The sequence below is a fragment of the Massilia sp. Root335 genome (genome assembly GCF_001425685.1).
GTDB lineage: Bacteria > Pseudomonadota > Gammaproteobacteria > Burkholderiales > Burkholderiaceae_D > Telluria > Telluria luteola.
This window is the reverse complement of record NZ_LMCY01000019.1, coordinates 198,937-214,594: the sequence shown is the minus strand read 5'-3', so window position 1 is coordinate 214,594 and position 15,658 is coordinate 198,937. Positions and strand designations below refer to the sequence as shown.

Below are 15,658 nucleotides of genomic sequence, written 5' to 3'. Positions count from 1 at the left end.
GTCTCGTATGTGCATCATCGATGGTTCTTACCGCGAGGCGGCCAGTAGATCTATTGAGGAACTGGTTAGCACTTCCTGAGCCCGAGGAGGCGCACCGATTTCGGCTGCCATTTCGTTAAACATTCTTGCGTAAGCGGCGTCATATGCACGAACTCCGTCAAAAACGATATCTCTGCTGTTTGGCCGCAATTCAATCCACTTAGTAGCAAAAGTGGTGAGGCTCGACACGTGGCCGTCTTCAACTGCACAGTGAGCGTGAAGATATACCCAGCCCGGATGGTCACGGTTTCCAAGAACGCTTAGCCACCCTTCAAATTCGCGGCGACTGGTCAGCTCGGAGGCTAGGTGCACACCTAAGGCGAAATCTAATGGAGATTGACGGAACCAATGGTTCATGCTTGCTTCCATTGCGGCAGCGCCTGGAGTCGAACTGCACCGACTTTCCATTATGGTTCTATCAACTCCGAAAGCCTCGCCAAACCGTGCCAATAGTTCTGTGTGTGTTTCGCCTCCGCGCAAGCCATACTCATCCGCTGCAGCGTCGAGGACCCATGCGGTCATGGCATGCGCGTCAAAAGGCGCGATTGGCATCAATTCATCGGTCAGTCGGGCTGCTAAGTGCGCAATACCCGACGGTGCCGTTCTGTGTAAGGAGTAGATACTGCAAATATATACTTCAGCGGCCTTCTGTGACATTGGCTGGCATTCACCCAGCTTTCGATTAAATTTCTCAAGAGCGTCGAATGATTTGCCCAACATTTCGGTCAACGTGTTTTCGATAGTCATAGTTTCCTGCTGCTTATTATGAGATTAAAGATCGTTCGTTGCGTGTCGGCGGCGAATATCAGCCGTGGCGCAGTGGAAGGAACCTCCGAATGAGTAGAAGGCACGGAAAGGCACGGGAATCGGCTCGAAGCCCCAATTGCGTAACGCTTTGATCAATGGTTCTTCACTTGCCTCTACAATGACGCGACGCTCGTCCAGAGATATGACGTTCATTACTACCCACGGGCTACACATCCTCATTGGATGAGAGGCCGGCAACGTGGAGCGAGGCGCGGGAAGTAGATCCCATCCCTTAAGGACCGCAGGCACATCTTTTACCCGTTCCGGGTTGATCAAGAGCTTGCCGGGAGCAAGCGGCATAATCGATGCGTCAATATGCATGGGATGGGCGTCGTGAAATTGATGTTCGTGGATGGTATAAGATGGTCCGAGACACCGCCTTACCCACTCGATACCCGCAGCATTGGTTACATGACTACGTTGCACCACAATATCTCGTCCGAAACGGACAAAATCGGCGGCATCAAAAACTGGCTCGAATTCGGTAACAGCTGACTGCCATTCTTCGCCGAACAGTTCTTGACCATTACTAAACTGAGTAGAGAATAACTCAGCACTCAATTCGGGGCGGGGGGCAGGCAACCACCGGGCTCCGTTATTGAAATATTCTTTTAACAGCGCCCGATACGCTGTTCCTTCAAAATACCTACTCCTCCACGCCATCGGAGATTCGATTATGACATCGCCAACGACCAGCAAATAGTCCCGGGGCATCGCGGCATATAATCCTGATTGCTGTGACCAGTTAGGTGTGCTAAATGGCTTGGCGAAAGACTCAGTGCTAGGACGCTTAACCGTGACGCCCTCGGACTTCAATACTGCAACAAGATTCTCTAATTCACGCGAAGCAGCCGCAACCTCATTCGCTGGCCATGGCTTGCCGCCGTAAGCCCGAAAAAAACTTTCCTGTCCATCTGGCACTACGGCTTCGATCATTGGATCCCAAGTAGGAACTGCGGCACCATCAACTACTCCGACAATGACCTCTTCCAAAGTATCCCACTCGTTTGCGCTATATACGCGCTTTTTCGCTGCGCCACATAAAAGGTCGTTGATCGGTTTAACCTCTTCGTAAGAATCGTGCTTGCCCAACATCTTTTTATGCTCCTATTAAGTAAAAATATTTAAACATTAATATCACTCAACCTTGAGGCGTTCCGCCTCGCTTGGTCGAAGAACTAATCCTGTATGCGGCCCCACATAAGAAGCTTAAATCGATTTATTTGATACTGTCGATCTGTTTGGCAACCAATTGACTTAAAAATTTTAATTAAAGCGCTTGTGGGAGTATGCGTACGATCTATTCAACCGACTCCCTCCAGGGCGCACAGATATGAATCTGTTAGTGCGAGACCGGGGAATGGTGAATTTCCAGGCACGCTGAAGTAAACCAACAATCGAGCACGACCGGATTTAAGCATCGTCGCAAAAATTCGAGGTTGGCAAAGTTCTTTGACGCGATTGCTGAGGATGCGAGGTCTATGGAGTTGTAAGCACAAATATGAGCGGTGGTTTAGTCAAGCTTCCATGCCAAGTTGGATAGGTATAAGAATTTATTGAGGTTGAAACTGTGAACCAGAAGCCGACTGAATTTGACTATCAGGATATGTTGTTAGCATGAAATTGTATGCAGACTATCGCCGCGAAATCTCTCCAATTCTCACTCTTCTGTGTTTATTACTAAACCGTAATTTTGACCTGAGTTTCCTTGACGAATGGGAGTTGCGTACGTACTATCCCGCTGTTTAAAGTTCTTTCTGAGCTCTCGTCGCGGGCACGTGTTCGAGTGGGAGTTGTAAGCGGCTTCTGGCTTATCTGTCCGTAGCGAGATAACGTCGCGGATTGCAAAAGTGCCCGCGCGACTCCTCCCCTGCCGTCGTCTAGTGTTATGTGCATGACGGTTTCGTCAGACTGGAACGCTGGGCGGGTGGTTGCGAGAGCACCCGGCGGCAAGACGCAGCGGCAGCCAGTGGGCCGGCGGCGCGGAATGGGAAGCCGCCCACGATCTTGCGATCACGCTCAAGGCGTACGGAACACAGCGAGGCCGCTGCTATACGCAACTTGGGCTCAGGTTCACTGTCTTTCCCGATCGACTGGACCTCGACGCTGTAGTAGGTTAACGCATGGGCTTGCACGGCGAAGAGCGATATCACACATTCGGGTTTACATACGCCGGTAAGGTTCGTCATTGGCCCGGCCGGCGATTGCGCGAGCATTTGAGCGAGACTGAAACAATTCTGCTTTGTCATAGTCGGCGTGCACACACCAGCACTTGCGAACCTAATTTGTACGGTCAGCAATATTGCTTGACGCGGTAGCACATTGTCAGTAGAACCTGCTACTGAACGCATTGGCCTGCAGAGATCGATGCTTTACGCCTACACAAGCTTTCCGCTAAAGAAAAAGTTATGTTCGAACTATTTACGCCTGGCCGTACCGGTCGGTCGCTTTTTGACACGACACCAAACCGTTGGGACTGGGCGCTGCTTCCGATCGTATTGGCGGCGCTGGCTGCCGTCGGCTACGGCGCCATGCAAATGACACGCCCGTTTACTCTGGGCCAGCCTACCCCTATCTCACTCGATCCAATCTACCTGCCGTATTACTTGTTGCGAACGATCTTGCGTATGTTCACGGCACTCGGCTTCGCTTTATTATTTACCTTTGTCTTTGCGGTTGTCGCTGCGAGATCACGCGCTGCAGAGAAGATTATGATCCCCCTACTAGACATACTGCAATCGCTACCGATCCTGGGTTTTCAAGCGATCGCAATTGCCCCCTTCATAGCGCTTTTTCCTGGTAGGTTGCTCGGGGTCGAGTGTGCAGCGATATTCGCAATTTTTACTTCGCAAGCCTGGAACATGGCCTTCTCCTTGTACCAGTCGATAAAGACGATTCCTCCCGAGCTTGGCGAAGCTGCACGTGTGTTTCGCCTGTCCGCCTGGCAGCGCTTCTGGCGCCTGGAGCTGCCTTATGCGATACCGGCCTTGCTCTGGAATATGATGATGTCAATGTCGGGAGGCTGGTTCTTGCTGGTCGCAGCCGAGGCGATTTCCGTGGCTAACCAAGACATCAAACTGCCTGGCATCGGTGCTTATATCGCTGTAGCAATCGATCAGAAAAGCGGCCGCGCGATCGCCTACGCGATCGGCGCCATGTTCACTGGCATCTTGTTGTACGACCAGCTGTTCTTTCGGCCGCTCCTGGCTTGGGCCGATAAGTTTCGCTTCGAAGAGTCGCAAGGAGATGTCTCCCAGCAGTCTTGGCTGCTGGACTGGGGTCGGCGCAGCATTTGGATGCGCGCGCTGACAGACCGCATGTGGGCAGCAGCAGCACGAACGCTTGGATGGTTTGCCCTCCCGCTTGACAGCCAACTCATGCAGGCTCCAGACCGAAAGCGGTTCCGGATCAGCCCGCAGCTATGGAACACGTTATTTGGCGTCGTTGCGCTTGTCGGTTTGCTACGCTTCGTACAGTTCGTGCATACCGAAGTCGGCTATGGCGAAGCTTTGCATGTTGTCGGGCTCGGCTTGATCACGCTAGTACGTGTGATGTCGTTGATCGCCTTGGCATCGCTATTTTGGGTGCCAGTCGCGGTTTGTATAGGACTACGCCCCCGTTACGCACAGAAGGTCCAGGCGCTCGCGCAGTTCCTGGCAGCTTTTCCCGTGAACCTGATTTATCCATTGGTGGTGTATGTCGTCGTGCACGAGCATCTTAACTTGAATATTTGGCTGAGTCCTTTGATGGTATTCGGAACACAGTGGTACATTCTGTTTAATGTGGTCGCAGGCGCTTCCACACTGCCAACGGAACTGCGCCTGGCGGCGGACAATCTTGGGTTAACGGGCTGGTTGAAGTGGAAGCGTGTGTACTTGCCGGCAGTGTTCCCGAGCTTCGTCACCGGCGCCATTACCGCCAGTGGTGGCTCCTGGAACGCGGCCATAGTGGCCGAATACGTAACTTGGGGAAAGACCTCACTGATTGCTGACGGCTTGGGCAGCTATATCAAACAAATGACCGACGCCGGAGACTTTCAAAGAGTCGCGTTAGGGATCGGAATCATGTGCGTGTTCGTGATGCTGCTCAACCGATTTTTTTGGCGTAAGCTTTACTTGCTTGCCGAAGATCGCAGCCGTTGAAATCGATTTAAGCTCTCGAGCTGCACGGCTGCCCGAAAGCAACTAATCGTAGACGATTAATTTCTTGCTGGCCACAGACTTCCATCACGACCAGCATTGCGCAGAATAAACTCTTAGGGTCCGGCAAATGGGGCAGACGTATCGCTGTTACTGACACTCGGGGCGTCGTAGCAGACCGTGAGTGCTCTTATGCACCCACAAGTCGATTAAGTCGATTAGAACAAGTCCATCTGCGCCGCCGCCGCGCTGGCATGTTTGACCACCGACTTTGGCACCACCAATGGCCGCCGGAACTGCGAGCTGTCGATGATGCTGAAGCGGCTCATGCGGCCCTCTATGCTGAGGCGCTTGACGGTCTTGGTGTAGCGCTGACGGATCGGGTCTGCCCAGATACCCTCGCCCGTCGTGTACTTGCCGAACTCGCTGTCGTACTTCTTACCCCCACTCAGATCTTTGATGCGGTTCATCACGCGTTGGGCGCGGTCCGGGAAGTGGGCGTGCAGCCATTGCTGGAATAGCGGGCTGATTTCCCAGGGCATGCGCAGCACCGTGTAGTGGCGTCGACCGCGCCGGCGTCCTTGGCCGCTTCCAGGATGCGCTCGATTTCCGGATCGGTAACGAAAGCGATGATGGAGGCGACGCTGACGCTGACGGCAATGCCGGCCTCGGTCAGGGTGCGGATCGCGCGCAGGCGGCGCGCCGTCGCGGCCGCGCGCGGCTCTAGCGTGCGCGCGATTTCGCCGTCCAGCGTGGTGAGCGTGATGGCGGAGCAAGCCAGGCCTTTTCCCTCCATCGGAGCGATCAGGTCGACGTCGCGCTCGATCAGCGCCGACTTGGTGATCAGGCCATACGGGTGGTTGCACTCGCCCAGCACTTCCAGCCCCTTGCGCGTGATGCGGCGCTCGCGCTCGCAGGACTGATAGGCATTCGTGTTGACGCCGATGGCGATGTTTTCCGGTACGTAGCCGGGCCTGGCCAATTCGCGGCGCAGCAGGTCGACGACGTTGACCTTGGCAAACAGGCGAGTTTCGAAATCCAGGCCAGGCGACAGGCCAAGTTATCTATGTGAAGGCCTGGCAAAGCAATAAATGCATCCATGTTCAAATCCACGATGTCCTACCCGCCAAAATACATACTTATGGCACGCCATCGTTCTGAAGATTGCGTTTTAGCCCGCCGTATAAGTACGTGCTCGAGCCACCACGTTGCGTATGCATGCAGTCGTACTTTGTGATCCGCGCGCTCGCGCCTGCGCCTATCGTGGCCAGCTAAGTATCACTGGCCGTCCACGACTGCAGGCTGCGCGTACTGCGCCTCAGCGGAATTTATGACTTAACCGAGCACGATGTTCCGACTTGCGAATCGGCATATGATGATACGCTCCCAGTTTTTCAATATCTATTTAACTTATTGGAAAGGGTCGAATCAATTTATCTCCCCACTCGATGAGCTTGAACTTCACGTTCAATGTTGCCTGGGTGAAGACACTATCCATTTCGTCAAAAGACGCTGCAACTATACTTTGCAAACCAGGCTCTAAAGCTAAGAGTTGGAAAAGAGCATGCTGGCTTTCGACACGCATAGAATGCTGACCAGGCTCATCGAGCATTAGGACTCCGAGATGGTTTCCTCTTACTTCCCGGTTCGCCGAAGTTTGATAGAGGGCCAAAAGATAACTCCAAATTAGTCGAACAAAATCACTTGCACTCGAGTCCGCCTTAATATCTGTTCTATTCTTCCTATTGATTTCTCGAAGCTCAATGTGTTCCAATACAGGAGTAAGAGTATCTCGGCTGATCTCGACATCTCTAATAGAAGCACTTTCATAACCAAACGAACCTGCGTTTGCCCGGAACCATTTCTCGAAAATAGCAATTTTCTCTTGATCGTTTTCGGCATACCTCTCTTTGGGAAGCTTAGCACGATGCCCTTGGTTCACTTTAAGTTGGCGGGCGAGACTCTCTAGGTTGGGAAGCTTTTCATGCATTAAGCGGTCAATTTCGGCCAACTTTTCGACTTGCGACTCGAGGTACACTTGACGGCGGATCATGGCTTTGGACTGCACAGCGCCAGTGCTGACGTCGCCGCGTAGCGCCTTCAAATGATCACTCTTGGCGGCCAACCGCCGTCCTAGTTCGGACGATATCCGCTCGACTTCTTCGATATCACTTCGAAAGCCTGCGATTTGGCGGTCTAGCATCGAACACTGATTCTTCAGGTAGGCAATGTTTTCGTCCAAATTCATTACAGGGCCAGTTATCGCGCCCCCCAGAAGTGTCTCTGATACATTTTGAAAGCAGGTCGGACATCGGCCTTTGGCCAGATCAAGATCGTAGTCTCCTCCCAGCCCTTTTAACTTCTGCGCAGTGCGATTTCGCGCAAGATCTTCTCGCGCCTCAGATAACAATTCTTCATATTCTTTCAAGGACGCTCGTTTTAGCGTTAGCTGAGTAATACTCTGCTCATGTAAGAAATTTAATTCCCGGAGTTCCGTGGCTGCTGCTTCAAGTTCGGCCACAGCCTCATCACCGGTAGCTTTCTCGTAGTTTTCTATTTTTTCTTCTAGAGCACGATATTCTTCTCTCAACTGAGTCCGATATTGTTGAAGCGTTATTTGGCGGTCTCCAGATTTTCTTATAAGCTGGACAAGCCTCTCATTGAATGAAGAGTCCGGGCGATTCGGGAGTCCTTCAATAGCAAAACCCTCACCATTAGCTGCCCGCGTCAATTCTCCAACAGCTTTAATCCAGTCTTCGTGAATTTGGAGTGACTCGCTGTTCAATCGGTGCTTGAGTGCGTCGGTATCAAAAACCTCCAGTCCAAGCAAGAACTCGACAACTTTGGTTCTAACTTCTCGAATTCCGTAAAATGGGATAGTTGCAATATAGTCAGTCCAACCTCGCTTCTGCTCGACCGCATGCGCGGCGAAAATCGTTTGCAAATAAAGTTTCGCCTCACCGCCAGATGAAGTTGGAACTGCGGGTAAGCGTAGGTTCAAAAATCTCTCAAGAAACCGATGAAATCCCTCTTCCCTTTGTGCTGCACCCGCGTCATGGATGTAAGTCGGCTTAGCGTTCTCAAAAGGTAAGTGCTTTGTCAAGCATCTTCCTTCAAATATTTCAATTAATTTCGTGTGGCGTTGTTGATGTTTAATTGCCCGGCGAAGAGTTACGCTCCTTCCTTCGTCATTTGTAATCTCTGCGAATACTTCTGATACCTGTACATCATGACGCTTGCCCTCATATAAGAAATGATCGCGCACACCATATGGAAGAGATTTCTCATCGCGCCCGCCGACAAGCTCTTCCATACCGATAGAGTACAAAATTGTGTTGAAGAGAGTACTTTTACCTGCGGAGTTACGTCCACGGACGACAGTTAAATGGCTGCCAAACTCAAAACTAAAGCCGTAACTCCCCGTGCCTGTAGAAATATGTAACTTAACAGCATTTATTTTCATGACTCTCCCCATTTGTCTGACACTTCCGAAACCATTGCTTCGGTGAGCGCCTTCCCGAGCGCAGACAAAAACGATCGCTCGCTCTCAAGATTCTCAGTGTTTCTGCAAATGTCTCGTGCAAATTTTTTTCCAATTTCGGATATCTGGTAACCAGTGGAAACTTGATACACCAGGTTCTCCGCCTCGGCAAATCTCAGCGCAATCGCGACAACTGGATCGAACCCCCACGCAGCGAGCTTCAGTTGGCCATTTTTAACAGATTCAATTAACTTCGCTCGGCGCTCTTCAGTCTTTAAAGCCCAGTTCATCAACTGAAGGCGCGGCAACGAAGATTTGCCTCCGCGGGAGGCCAGCTCTAGAATTAAAAGAATCTGCGCGATTTTATAAAGCGGTCTATGCTCGGGAAATACTGGGGATGCACGTCGAATGAATCGCAATGTTCTTGTCTTCGTAAATTCATTCATAATCTAACTGGCAGATAGCAAGCCATCGTGCCATGATGTGTCGCGCCACTTGGCTCGCGCTGGTTTGATTAAATGCTGGTTGCAAGTCATGAACAATCCTTGCAATCAATCCATTTGAAACGTGACTCGTAAGCTCCTCGGCCGAACCATACCATAAAATTGCTTTTTCTCGGACCTCGTTTTCGTACTCATTTATGAGTGCTATCAGTCGCGCATGAAGCAATGGGGCACTCTTTTCAATTCCATGTAAAAAATTGTCCGCCTCGACAAAATTTTTTAATGTGTTTCCCACCAAAGTTTCGAGTAAACGGTCATACGAAGGAGCGCCGCGCTTAGGCTCAAGCCGAGCAACACTTTTTCTTCTTAGGTTAGCCTCATATTCTTCCGGAGGATCTGTCAAATCTTCAAGTTTTGGCGATACAGAGAAGAAATCCAACGCCTCACCCTGTGTAGACTGGATTTGCCGAATTTCAAGCAGATAATGCTCGGCGTCATGCAAGAGGATACGAAAGTCGTCTGCCACATGGGGTAACTTAGCAGCCGAAACTTCTTTTTCCTTTTTTCGCGCATGCCTTAACAGCGCGTTCGAGGCCAACTCCGGCGTAACAAAAACCCAATTTTTAATCTTCACCGATCCTAGAATATCGACAAGATCGTCTTTGTTGTCTCGGAGTTTGTTGATGTCCTCTGTAATCTTATTCCGCTGCTTTTCGTACAGTTCGCTACGCGAATATTGCTTTTCGGGGCAATAGCACTGGAATCCGTACCCTGTTTCTGAGGTATAGCCTTCCAATCCATAGTCCCCCGGGCTTACCGGGATATGCTGATAGCCATCAACACCGTACTTCCTCTTAAATACCAACTGGCAAAGGTTCTCCCAGCTAGTTCCATTGAAGGCTCCGAACGCAGTCGCAAACATGATTGTTGTAGTTGTTGCCGTTATCCGGAAAACTACACACTATTTGGCGTTAATGCAACTTTTTGTCCCCACTAAAGGACCCGATATGCTGGACTAAGCGGTGCTTCTGTACTTCTAGCGCTGACTGGGCGCTGGCTTCCATCACGCCCAGCACCTCACAGAGAAGACTTTTAGGGTTCGGCAAATGGACGCGAACATATCGCTGTTACCGAAACTCGGCGCGTCGTAGCGGACCGTGAGTGCTCTTAAACACCCACAAGTCGATTAGAACAAGTCCATCTGCGCCGCCGCGCTGGCCTGCTTAACCACCGACTTCGGCACCACCTGCGGCCGCCGGAATTGCGAGCTGTCGGTCGTGTTAAAGCGGCTCATGCGCCCTTCCATCCCGAGTCGCTTTACGGTCTTGGAAAAGCGCTGGCGGATCAGGTCGGCCCAGATGCCCTCGCCCGTCATGCGCTTGCCGAACTCGCTGTCGTATTCCTTGCCGCCGCGCAGATCGCGGATGCGGTTCATCACGCGCTGGGCGCGGTCGGGGAAGTGGGCGTGTAGCCACTGCTGGAACAGCGGGCTGATTTCCCAGGGCATGCGCAGCACCGTGTAATGGGCGCCGACCGCGCCGGCGTCCTTGGCCGCTTCCAGGATGCGCTCGATTTCGGGATCGGTGATGAAGGGAATGATCGGCGCCACGCTGACGCTGACCGGGATGCCGGCCTCGGTCAGCGTGCGGATCGCGCGCAGGCGGCGCGAGGGCGCGGCCGCACGCGGCTCGAGCGTGCGCGAGATCTCGCCGTCCAGTGTGGTGAGCGTGATGGCGGCGCAGGCTAGGCCCTTCTCGGCCATGGGCGCGATCAGGTCGATGTCGCGCTCGATCAGCGCCGACTTGGTGATCAGGCCATAGGGGTGGTTGCACTCACCCAGCACTTCCAGCACCTCGCGCGTGATGCGCCGCTCGCGCTCGCAGGGCTGATACGCATCCGTGTTCACGCCGATGGCGATGTTTTCCGGTACATAGCCGGGCTTGGCGAGCTCGCGGCGCAACAAGTCGGCGGCGTTGACCTTGGCAAAAATACGGCTTTCAAAGTCCAGGCCGGGCGACAGGCCGAGGTAGCTATGCGATGGGCGGGCAAAGCAATATATGCAACCATGTTCACATCCCCTATATGGATTGAGAGAAACATTAAAGGGAATGTCTGGTGAAGAGTTACGACTTAGGATGCTTTTAGCAATTTCGCTGACAACCTCGGTTTTGAGCTGACGTTCGCCAGAGGCGTCCCGATCAATGTGCCACCCGTCATAAGTACGCTCCCGCGTATAGACTTCGTAGCGCCCTTGCAGATTACTGGTCGCTCCCCGTCCTTTGTACAGGTGCATTGGTTGCGGTTGGACTTCGCTGAGATTCGCACGGTTCATAGCACTCGCCTAAAAGTACTGTATATCCATACAGCTTAAGACGTAGTGTAACCATGCATCAGGGCGAATGCAACTACCAACACTACTGTATGTGTAAGCGAGTGATACGGGACAACAGATGCGTTACACAACCTGCAAGATGAGTCGGTCTCAGCAACTGACGTGCGATAATTTGCGTTTTGACAGCATAGCTCCGCAACGGTCGCCAATTCATCCAGGCGTGGGCGCATTCATCTTCTTCTAGAAAGTACTGACACTATTTGCCATCACCGCGCTGGCTGAGATATCCGCCGCTCCTCAGCCGAGCATCCATACGGCACGATCAAGGCCTGGATGGGCGCCACGCATTTCCTGACGAGGGGACTTGAACGTGTGAAGACGGGAATGAGCCTGCATGTGCTGGCCTATAACTTCCGACGTTTGCTTACACTGCTGGGCATGGCGAGCATGATGCAGGCGATCAAGGCTTACGCCCGTTTTTTGCGCCGATATGCAACCCTCTGGGACGCGATGCTGCGCGCTCTGTCGAAAAGGTCGACCGTAAGCTGCGGTAGTTTAGGCGTTCGGCCAACTGTACTTCCAGACGCTCACCTGTGCATAGAAGCTTGATTGCTGCTGACAGCTCTTCCGCCAAGCCAGGTTGCGAAAGACCTTGCCAGGGATTTTTCGGAGCTACAAGCAAATGACGCCTGTTGGAAGGCCATCCCTCGACATCATCATCTAATGCCAGCCAGCGCCCAACCCCGCGCTCTTCGGCATCAGCGGTAATGGCGTCATGTCGTCGCGGTGGGGGGAACTTGAGCATCCAACCTTGCCAGATGGTCCCTACTACTCGATTTTGCAGCGCTGGCGGCAGCTGCTGCACAGCGAATTCGTAGCCGAGTGTACGTACCCAACTCGTCGCTAGCGATATACGGACCTCAGGGAATGCCGCCAAAATAGTAACTAATAGCGATGCATGCTCGAATAGGGGACGGTCTGTCGGCTGTCCTTTCTCATATACCCGCGGCCGCAAGGGCTCGGCCTTAGTGGCGCGCACATCGGGTGGATGCAGAACGCCGTCGTAATCGAGATAGAGGATAGGTGCCATCCTAAATAGTGTACTCCTGCAACGGTGAACGCGCTGCATCACGATATCGTGCAAAACCGCGACATGCTCAGGCTTCAACATTGGTAGCCTTCCTCCGGCGTTACTTGACGGCTCAGCGCTGTCGACTGGATGTTTCGTTGCCATGGCATGCTACTCCCATATCGAAACAGCATGCCACAGCTACGTTATTAATTTTGTCTACACCCTCTAAAAGTCTTGTTAGGTCCTACGGAAGGAGTCGAAAAAGTTATGCGAGGTACGTCCCCTTTTGACTGCGAGCAGCTTTGATGACGTCACTAAACCGCTCAAGCGCGTCTTTCGGGGCTACTGGACTCGCCTCGTTACCCACTTGCTTCGCGATCCAGCCATTAGGGAAATGGAACCACGCTGCGAGTGACCAGGTATCCGAACATTCGCCGTAAGCTTTCAAGATTTCACTGATGATCGGCAGCGGTTGATACATCGCGTCGAATTGGTAACGAGGATAGTATTTTTTTCCACCGTATGAGACGCTAAAAATGCGATTACGGCGCCGCCAATCGCTCGCTGGAAGTGACTTTTTCGATGGTGGATTTTTCTGCAGCTTGTTGATTTCTTCCTCTGTCAGCCAGTCGCCTTCTTCAAACACTCTTTTAATCGTAGCCATCTGACCAATACGGTCTTCCATCATGATGCCGCCTGGACGAACTTGGGTGATAACTAATCGCGCCACGTTATCCGCTGATTCAACAAGGTCCTGGAAAGCAGTGCTGCGCGTGAGGATTTGGACTGCTTCTGTCAAAGCTTTTTCCAACGATTCTGCAATGCCGAGCGGGAGGTGCCGCGGCACTTTGACCGTCAAGCTCAGCATCTTCATATCTTCGTCTTCCCTCAACGGTGCACTCATCGTTCCTGCCTTTACCAAGCTACATTTATGGGTTGCCCCCACTCATAGGTGGTTAAACAATGAAACTTATATATCAATAAAATTCACTGCCTAGATCCTGAAATTTTTTTTCTCACTATATATAAACACCGAACTCCAACCGAATAAGATAGTCTCGTAGCGATTCAATGTTCCCTTCCGCAACTAAATCCAACGGCCGCATGCCGTTAAGTGCAATAGCCGGCGTCTTAAACCAGTTTAATGATGTAGCAATATCACCCCCAAACACTTGCATTACACTTGCTCCGATCGTATTCCAAACTTTGGTGACATTACCAACCCTCAACTTCCTCGAAAATTGGTTAGGGATACCTCGATGAGTTGGACTCCAGTAAATTTCCTTTTTACGCGATCTCATACTCATGCTTTACTCCAAATTTTTTGATGACTTGGCGTGAAAATTTGACGAAATCATGAGTTAGCCGTGGCTAACGGCGGAATCGGCCACTCCAGAATCTCTGCCACACGTAGAATCACCCATCTCGCTTCGGCTTCTGTCGTCAAATTTGTTTGAGTCAACCACGGCAAGTATTGCTCAAGTATCGCCGACTCGCTCATATGCGATCGCTTACCCTCTTTGGAATCGCGTGATTTAATTGTCAATTGCTGCGCGATTTCTTCACAGATCCGCCACCGCTCATATAGTTCGGGCGGTGTACATCCCGGTAAGTAAAACTTACCTTGGTAACTCACTACTAAAAATTTCGGCTGAGTTCCTGGAAGCATACCTGTAGACACAGGGTGAGGAAAACCCAAGGGTACTTTCAGATATTCGAGCTCATCATCTTCATTCATGTGCGCATTCGCATTAACGTTCGTGTGCCCGTTCAAGTGTCATGAGCAGCCCATCACGTCTTTGGTGTCGGTCGTGAATACCCAAGTCTTGTCGATCGCCAGACCATTTGCGCTGCCGGTTGCCGTGCCGGTGGCGGTGCCGACAAAATGGACGATGTACTTCGTGCCCGGCGTGAACGGAGCCTTGCCGACGATGTAAGCGACGTTGGCGCTCAGATACTGCAAGTTCTGATCGTTGCTGTCGCGGGTCATCAGGCGCACATCCAGCGGGGTGCTCCGCCCTTCTGGCATCACAGTGAACGAGGTCACTTTCAGAACGGTGCTGGCCTCGGTGGCGATGCTGATCGGGTAGCTGGTCTTAGCGCAGACATTTGCTTGGGTCATCTCGAATTCCTGATAGAACGGATTCGGCGACTCGGTGTGGTGCGTCATCGGTACGCCGGTCTGCTTGTCGTAGGGGAACACGCCCACGTAGTTACCAGCGTTTTTCTGCTGCTTGATGTAGCCCGCATCGATGTACGTCGGGCCGCTGTCGCTGCCCGGTGCGATGCCGGCGTCCGTCAGGCCCTGGACCATCATGGCGTTGCGGTGGAACACGGTGCTCAGCAGAGCCTGTACGGACGTTTGCTGAATACCTTCGAAGGCGATGACTTCGGTGGTGTAGTTGCTCGCGTAGCCGGCCGCGGTCACGCGATCGCCTGGATCCGCGCCGGTGAAGCCCGGCTTGCCTGCTATTTCGTGGTGCGCGTCGGCGCCGCTCTGGTTGGTCTGAACGTAGGCAGCGTGGTTCTTGGCTGCGATGTCGATGTTGGCGTTCTGGCGCACCGGGCCGAGGCCTTCGATGGCGCGGAAGGCGTTGAATTCGTCGAAGGCGACAGCTTGCACGCTGCCAGCCGGGTACGCTGCCGGAACAGCGGCTTGCAGGTCAGCCGCCTGTACAGTGCTGACAGGGGGCGTCGGCACAGGGGCTGGGTTGGTTGCAACGGAGGTAGTCGTGTTCGGAACTGAACTACCTCCACCGCCACCGCAGCCGGTCAGGGCAGCAGTGACAACACCTGCAATCAATATCCCGCAGTTATTTCGTTTCTTGTAATTTTTATCCATTTGATAGTCGATAAAAAACACATAAATTCCGGTTGCATCGAAAAGAAATCCCGAGCAAGCCGCACAAAGAATTTAATTTATATTTACAGGTTAGGTCCTATTGCGGGACGAAGATATTTTCACAGCGGTGGCAATAGAAACTGAGATTCCACTGCGCTTTCGCATCAGGATATTCATCTTTATTGTATTTTTCATTACGCTTTGCACTATTGCGATAATGTTTAATGCAATGAAAAAATATACAAACTCCCGCGATCAGTGCTGAAATCGCACCGACAGCCGAATTAAAGATCATCACACCTAGAAATCCAGCAATTGCACCACCCACCCAGGCGAACCCACCTCCGATAAAAAGACCATAGAATATCCAGCTCTCGGTACGTTTGGTCGGCATCGCCAGCTTTTTGGCAAGCTCAGTTCGCATGGTCGTGTTTGTTGAGCCTTGTGTGCCTGCAAAACCTAAGCTCCCGTCCACCATACCTACGGTCGTCGAGCTAGACGTC

At 52.2% G+C, this 15,658-nt stretch carries 13 protein-coding genes and 2 pseudogenes; 2 read left to right on the top strand and 13 right to left on the bottom strand.

The window, feature by feature from the left end; translation table 11 throughout:
* Nucleotides 1-27: 27 nt before the first annotated feature.
* Together ASC93_RS29775 and ASC93_RS29770 are read right to left on the bottom strand one after the other, a co-directional pair.
* Nucleotides 28-786 carry an iron-containing redox enzyme family protein gene (locus ASC93_RS29775; RefSeq protein ID WP_082547984.1) on the bottom strand — a complete coding sequence of 253 codons (759 nt, stop codon included), beginning with the start codon at nucleotides 784-786 and terminating at the stop codon, nucleotides 28-30.
* Nucleotides 787-810: 24 nt separating this feature from the next.
* Entirely contained in the window at nucleotides 811-1,941 is a 1,131-nt protein-coding gene (locus ASC93_RS29770; RefSeq protein ID WP_229412697.1) for an amidinotransferase, read from the bottom strand.
* Nucleotides 1,942-3,254: 1,313 nt separating this feature from the next.
* Between ASC93_RS29770 and ASC93_RS12535 the strand changes: the two genes are divergently transcribed.
* Complete coding sequence (locus ASC93_RS12535; protein ID WP_056442030.1) at nucleotides 3,255-4,988, top strand: ABC transporter permease subunit; 1,734 nt, start codon at nucleotides 3,255-3,257, stop codon at nucleotides 4,986-4,988.
* Between the two features lie 215 nt (nucleotides 4,989-5,203).
* On the opposite strand, the pseudogene ASC93_RS12530 reads toward ASC93_RS12535, so the two are convergent.
* The 5 genes and pseudogenes from ASC93_RS12530 to ASC93_RS12525 all read right to left on the bottom strand — a co-directional run.
* Nucleotides 5,204-6,099 (bottom strand): annotated as a pseudogene (locus ASC93_RS12530) (radical SAM protein); the annotation flags it as partial.
* Nucleotides 6,100-6,390: 291 nt separating this feature from the next.
* Nucleotides 6,391-8,448, bottom strand: coding sequence for a hypothetical protein (locus tag ASC93_RS30730; protein WP_157201892.1), 2,058 nt, complete (start codon nucleotides 8,446-8,448; stop codon nucleotides 6,391-6,393).
* Entirely contained in the window at nucleotides 8,445-8,912 is a 468-nt protein-coding gene (locus ASC93_RS29765; RefSeq protein ID WP_082547983.1) for a hypothetical protein, read from the bottom strand. The genes ASC93_RS30730 and ASC93_RS29765 overlap by 4 nt, the downstream gene beginning before the upstream one ends.
* Nucleotides 8,905-9,831 carry a hypothetical protein gene (locus tag ASC93_RS29760; RefSeq protein WP_082547982.1) on the bottom strand — a complete coding sequence of 309 codons (927 nt, stop codon included), beginning with the start codon at nucleotides 9,829-9,831 and terminating at the stop codon, nucleotides 8,905-8,907. The genes ASC93_RS29765 and ASC93_RS29760 overlap by 8 nt, the downstream gene beginning before the upstream one ends.
* Before the next feature lie 264 nt (nucleotides 9,832-10,095).
* Nucleotides 10,096-11,241 carry a PA0069 family radical SAM protein gene (locus ASC93_RS12525; RefSeq protein WP_056442028.1) on the bottom strand — a complete coding sequence of 382 codons (1,146 nt, stop codon included), beginning with the start codon at nucleotides 11,239-11,241 and terminating at the stop codon, nucleotides 10,096-10,098.
* 285 nt (nucleotides 11,242-11,526) lie between these two features.
* Here ASC93_RS12525 and ASC93_RS32050 point away from each other — a divergent pair.
* Nucleotides 11,527-11,709, top strand: a pseudogene (locus ASC93_RS32050) (IS5/IS1182 family transposase); the annotation flags it as partial.
* On the opposite strand, the gene ASC93_RS30725 reads toward ASC93_RS32050, so the two are convergent.
* The 6 genes from ASC93_RS30725 to ASC93_RS30715 all read right to left on the bottom strand — a co-directional run bounded on the left by ASC93_RS30725 (nucleotide 11,702) and on the right by ASC93_RS30715 (nucleotide 15,633).
* Nucleotides 11,702-12,331 carry an HAD domain-containing protein gene (locus ASC93_RS30725; RefSeq protein ID WP_229412702.1) on the bottom strand — a complete coding sequence of 210 codons (630 nt, stop codon included), beginning with the start codon at nucleotides 12,329-12,331 and terminating at the stop codon, nucleotides 11,702-11,704. The pseudogene ASC93_RS32050 and the gene ASC93_RS30725 overlap by 8 nt on opposite strands.
* A gap of 247 nt (nucleotides 12,332-12,578) precedes the next feature.
* Complete coding sequence (locus ASC93_RS12520; protein ID WP_157201890.1) at nucleotides 12,579-13,187, bottom strand: hypothetical protein; 609 nt, start codon at nucleotides 13,185-13,187, stop codon at nucleotides 12,579-12,581.
* 145 nt (nucleotides 13,188-13,332) lie between these two features.
* Nucleotides 13,333-13,491, bottom strand: coding sequence for an antitoxin Xre/MbcA/ParS toxin-binding domain-containing protein (locus tag ASC93_RS32800; protein ID WP_368854520.1), 159 nt, complete (start codon nucleotides 13,489-13,491; stop codon nucleotides 13,333-13,335).
* A 176-nt stretch (nucleotides 13,492-13,667) separates the two neighbouring features.
* Nucleotides 13,668-14,051, bottom strand: coding sequence for a hypothetical protein (locus ASC93_RS30720; RefSeq protein ID WP_157201889.1), 384 nt, complete (start codon nucleotides 14,049-14,051; stop codon nucleotides 13,668-13,670).
* 39 nt (nucleotides 14,052-14,090) lie between these two features.
* Nucleotides 14,091-15,176, bottom strand: coding sequence for a CAP domain-containing protein (locus ASC93_RS12515; protein WP_157201888.1), 1,086 nt, complete (start codon nucleotides 15,174-15,176; stop codon nucleotides 14,091-14,093).
* A 76-nt stretch (nucleotides 15,177-15,252) separates the two neighbouring features.
* A complete protein-coding gene (locus tag ASC93_RS30715; protein ID WP_157201887.1) occupies nucleotides 15,253-15,633 on the bottom strand; it encodes a hypothetical protein in 381 nt (126 codons plus the stop codon).
* Nucleotides 15,634-15,658 lie beyond the last annotated feature (25 nt).

What these genes read in the sequence shown, in the direction of transcription:
- ASC93_RS30725 (WP_229412702.1), bottom strand. Translation starts at nt 12,331, where the DNA reads ATGGCACCTATCCTCTATCTCGATTACGACGGCGTTCTGCATCCACCC.
- ASC93_RS29765 (WP_082547983.1), bottom strand. Translation starts at nt 8,912, where the DNA reads ATGAATGAATTTACGAAGACAAGAACATTGCGATTCATTCGACGTGCA.
- ASC93_RS29775 (WP_082547984.1), bottom strand. Translation starts at nt 786, where the DNA reads ATGACTATCGAAAACACGTTGACCGAAATGTTGGGCAAATCATTCGAC.
- ASC93_RS30720 (WP_157201889.1), bottom strand. Translation starts at nt 14,051, where the DNA reads ATGAATGAAGATGATGAGCTCGAATATCTGAAAGTACCCTTGGGTTTT.
- ASC93_RS29770 (WP_229412697.1), bottom strand. Translation starts at nt 1,941, where the DNA reads ATGTTGGGCAAGCACGATTCTTACGAAGAGGTTAAACCGATCAACGAC.
- ASC93_RS32800 (WP_368854520.1), bottom strand. Translation starts at nt 13,491, where the DNA reads ATGCAAGTGTTTGGGGGTGATATTGCTACATCATTAAACTGGTTTAAG.
- ASC93_RS30715 (WP_157201887.1), bottom strand. Translation starts at nt 15,633, where the DNA reads ATGGTGGACGGGAGCTTAGGTTTTGCAGGCACACAAGGCTCAACAAAC.
- ASC93_RS12525 (WP_056442028.1), bottom strand. Translation starts at nt 11,241, where the DNA reads ATGAACCGTGCGAATCTCAGCGAAGTCCAACCGCAACCAATGCACCTG.
- ASC93_RS30730 (WP_157201892.1), bottom strand. Translation starts at nt 8,448, where the DNA reads ATGAAAATAAATGCTGTTAAGTTACATATTTCTACAGGCACGGGGAGT.
- ASC93_RS29760 (WP_082547982.1), bottom strand. Translation starts at nt 9,831, where the DNA reads ATGTTTGCGACTGCGTTCGGAGCCTTCAATGGAACTAGCTGGGAGAAC.
- ASC93_RS12520 (WP_157201890.1), bottom strand. Translation starts at nt 13,187, where the DNA reads ATGAAGATGCTGAGCTTGACGGTCAAAGTGCCGCGGCACCTCCCGCTC.
- ASC93_RS12535 (WP_056442030.1), top strand. Translation starts at nt 3,255, where the DNA reads ATGTTCGAACTATTTACGCCTGGCCGTACCGGTCGGTCGCTTTTTGAC.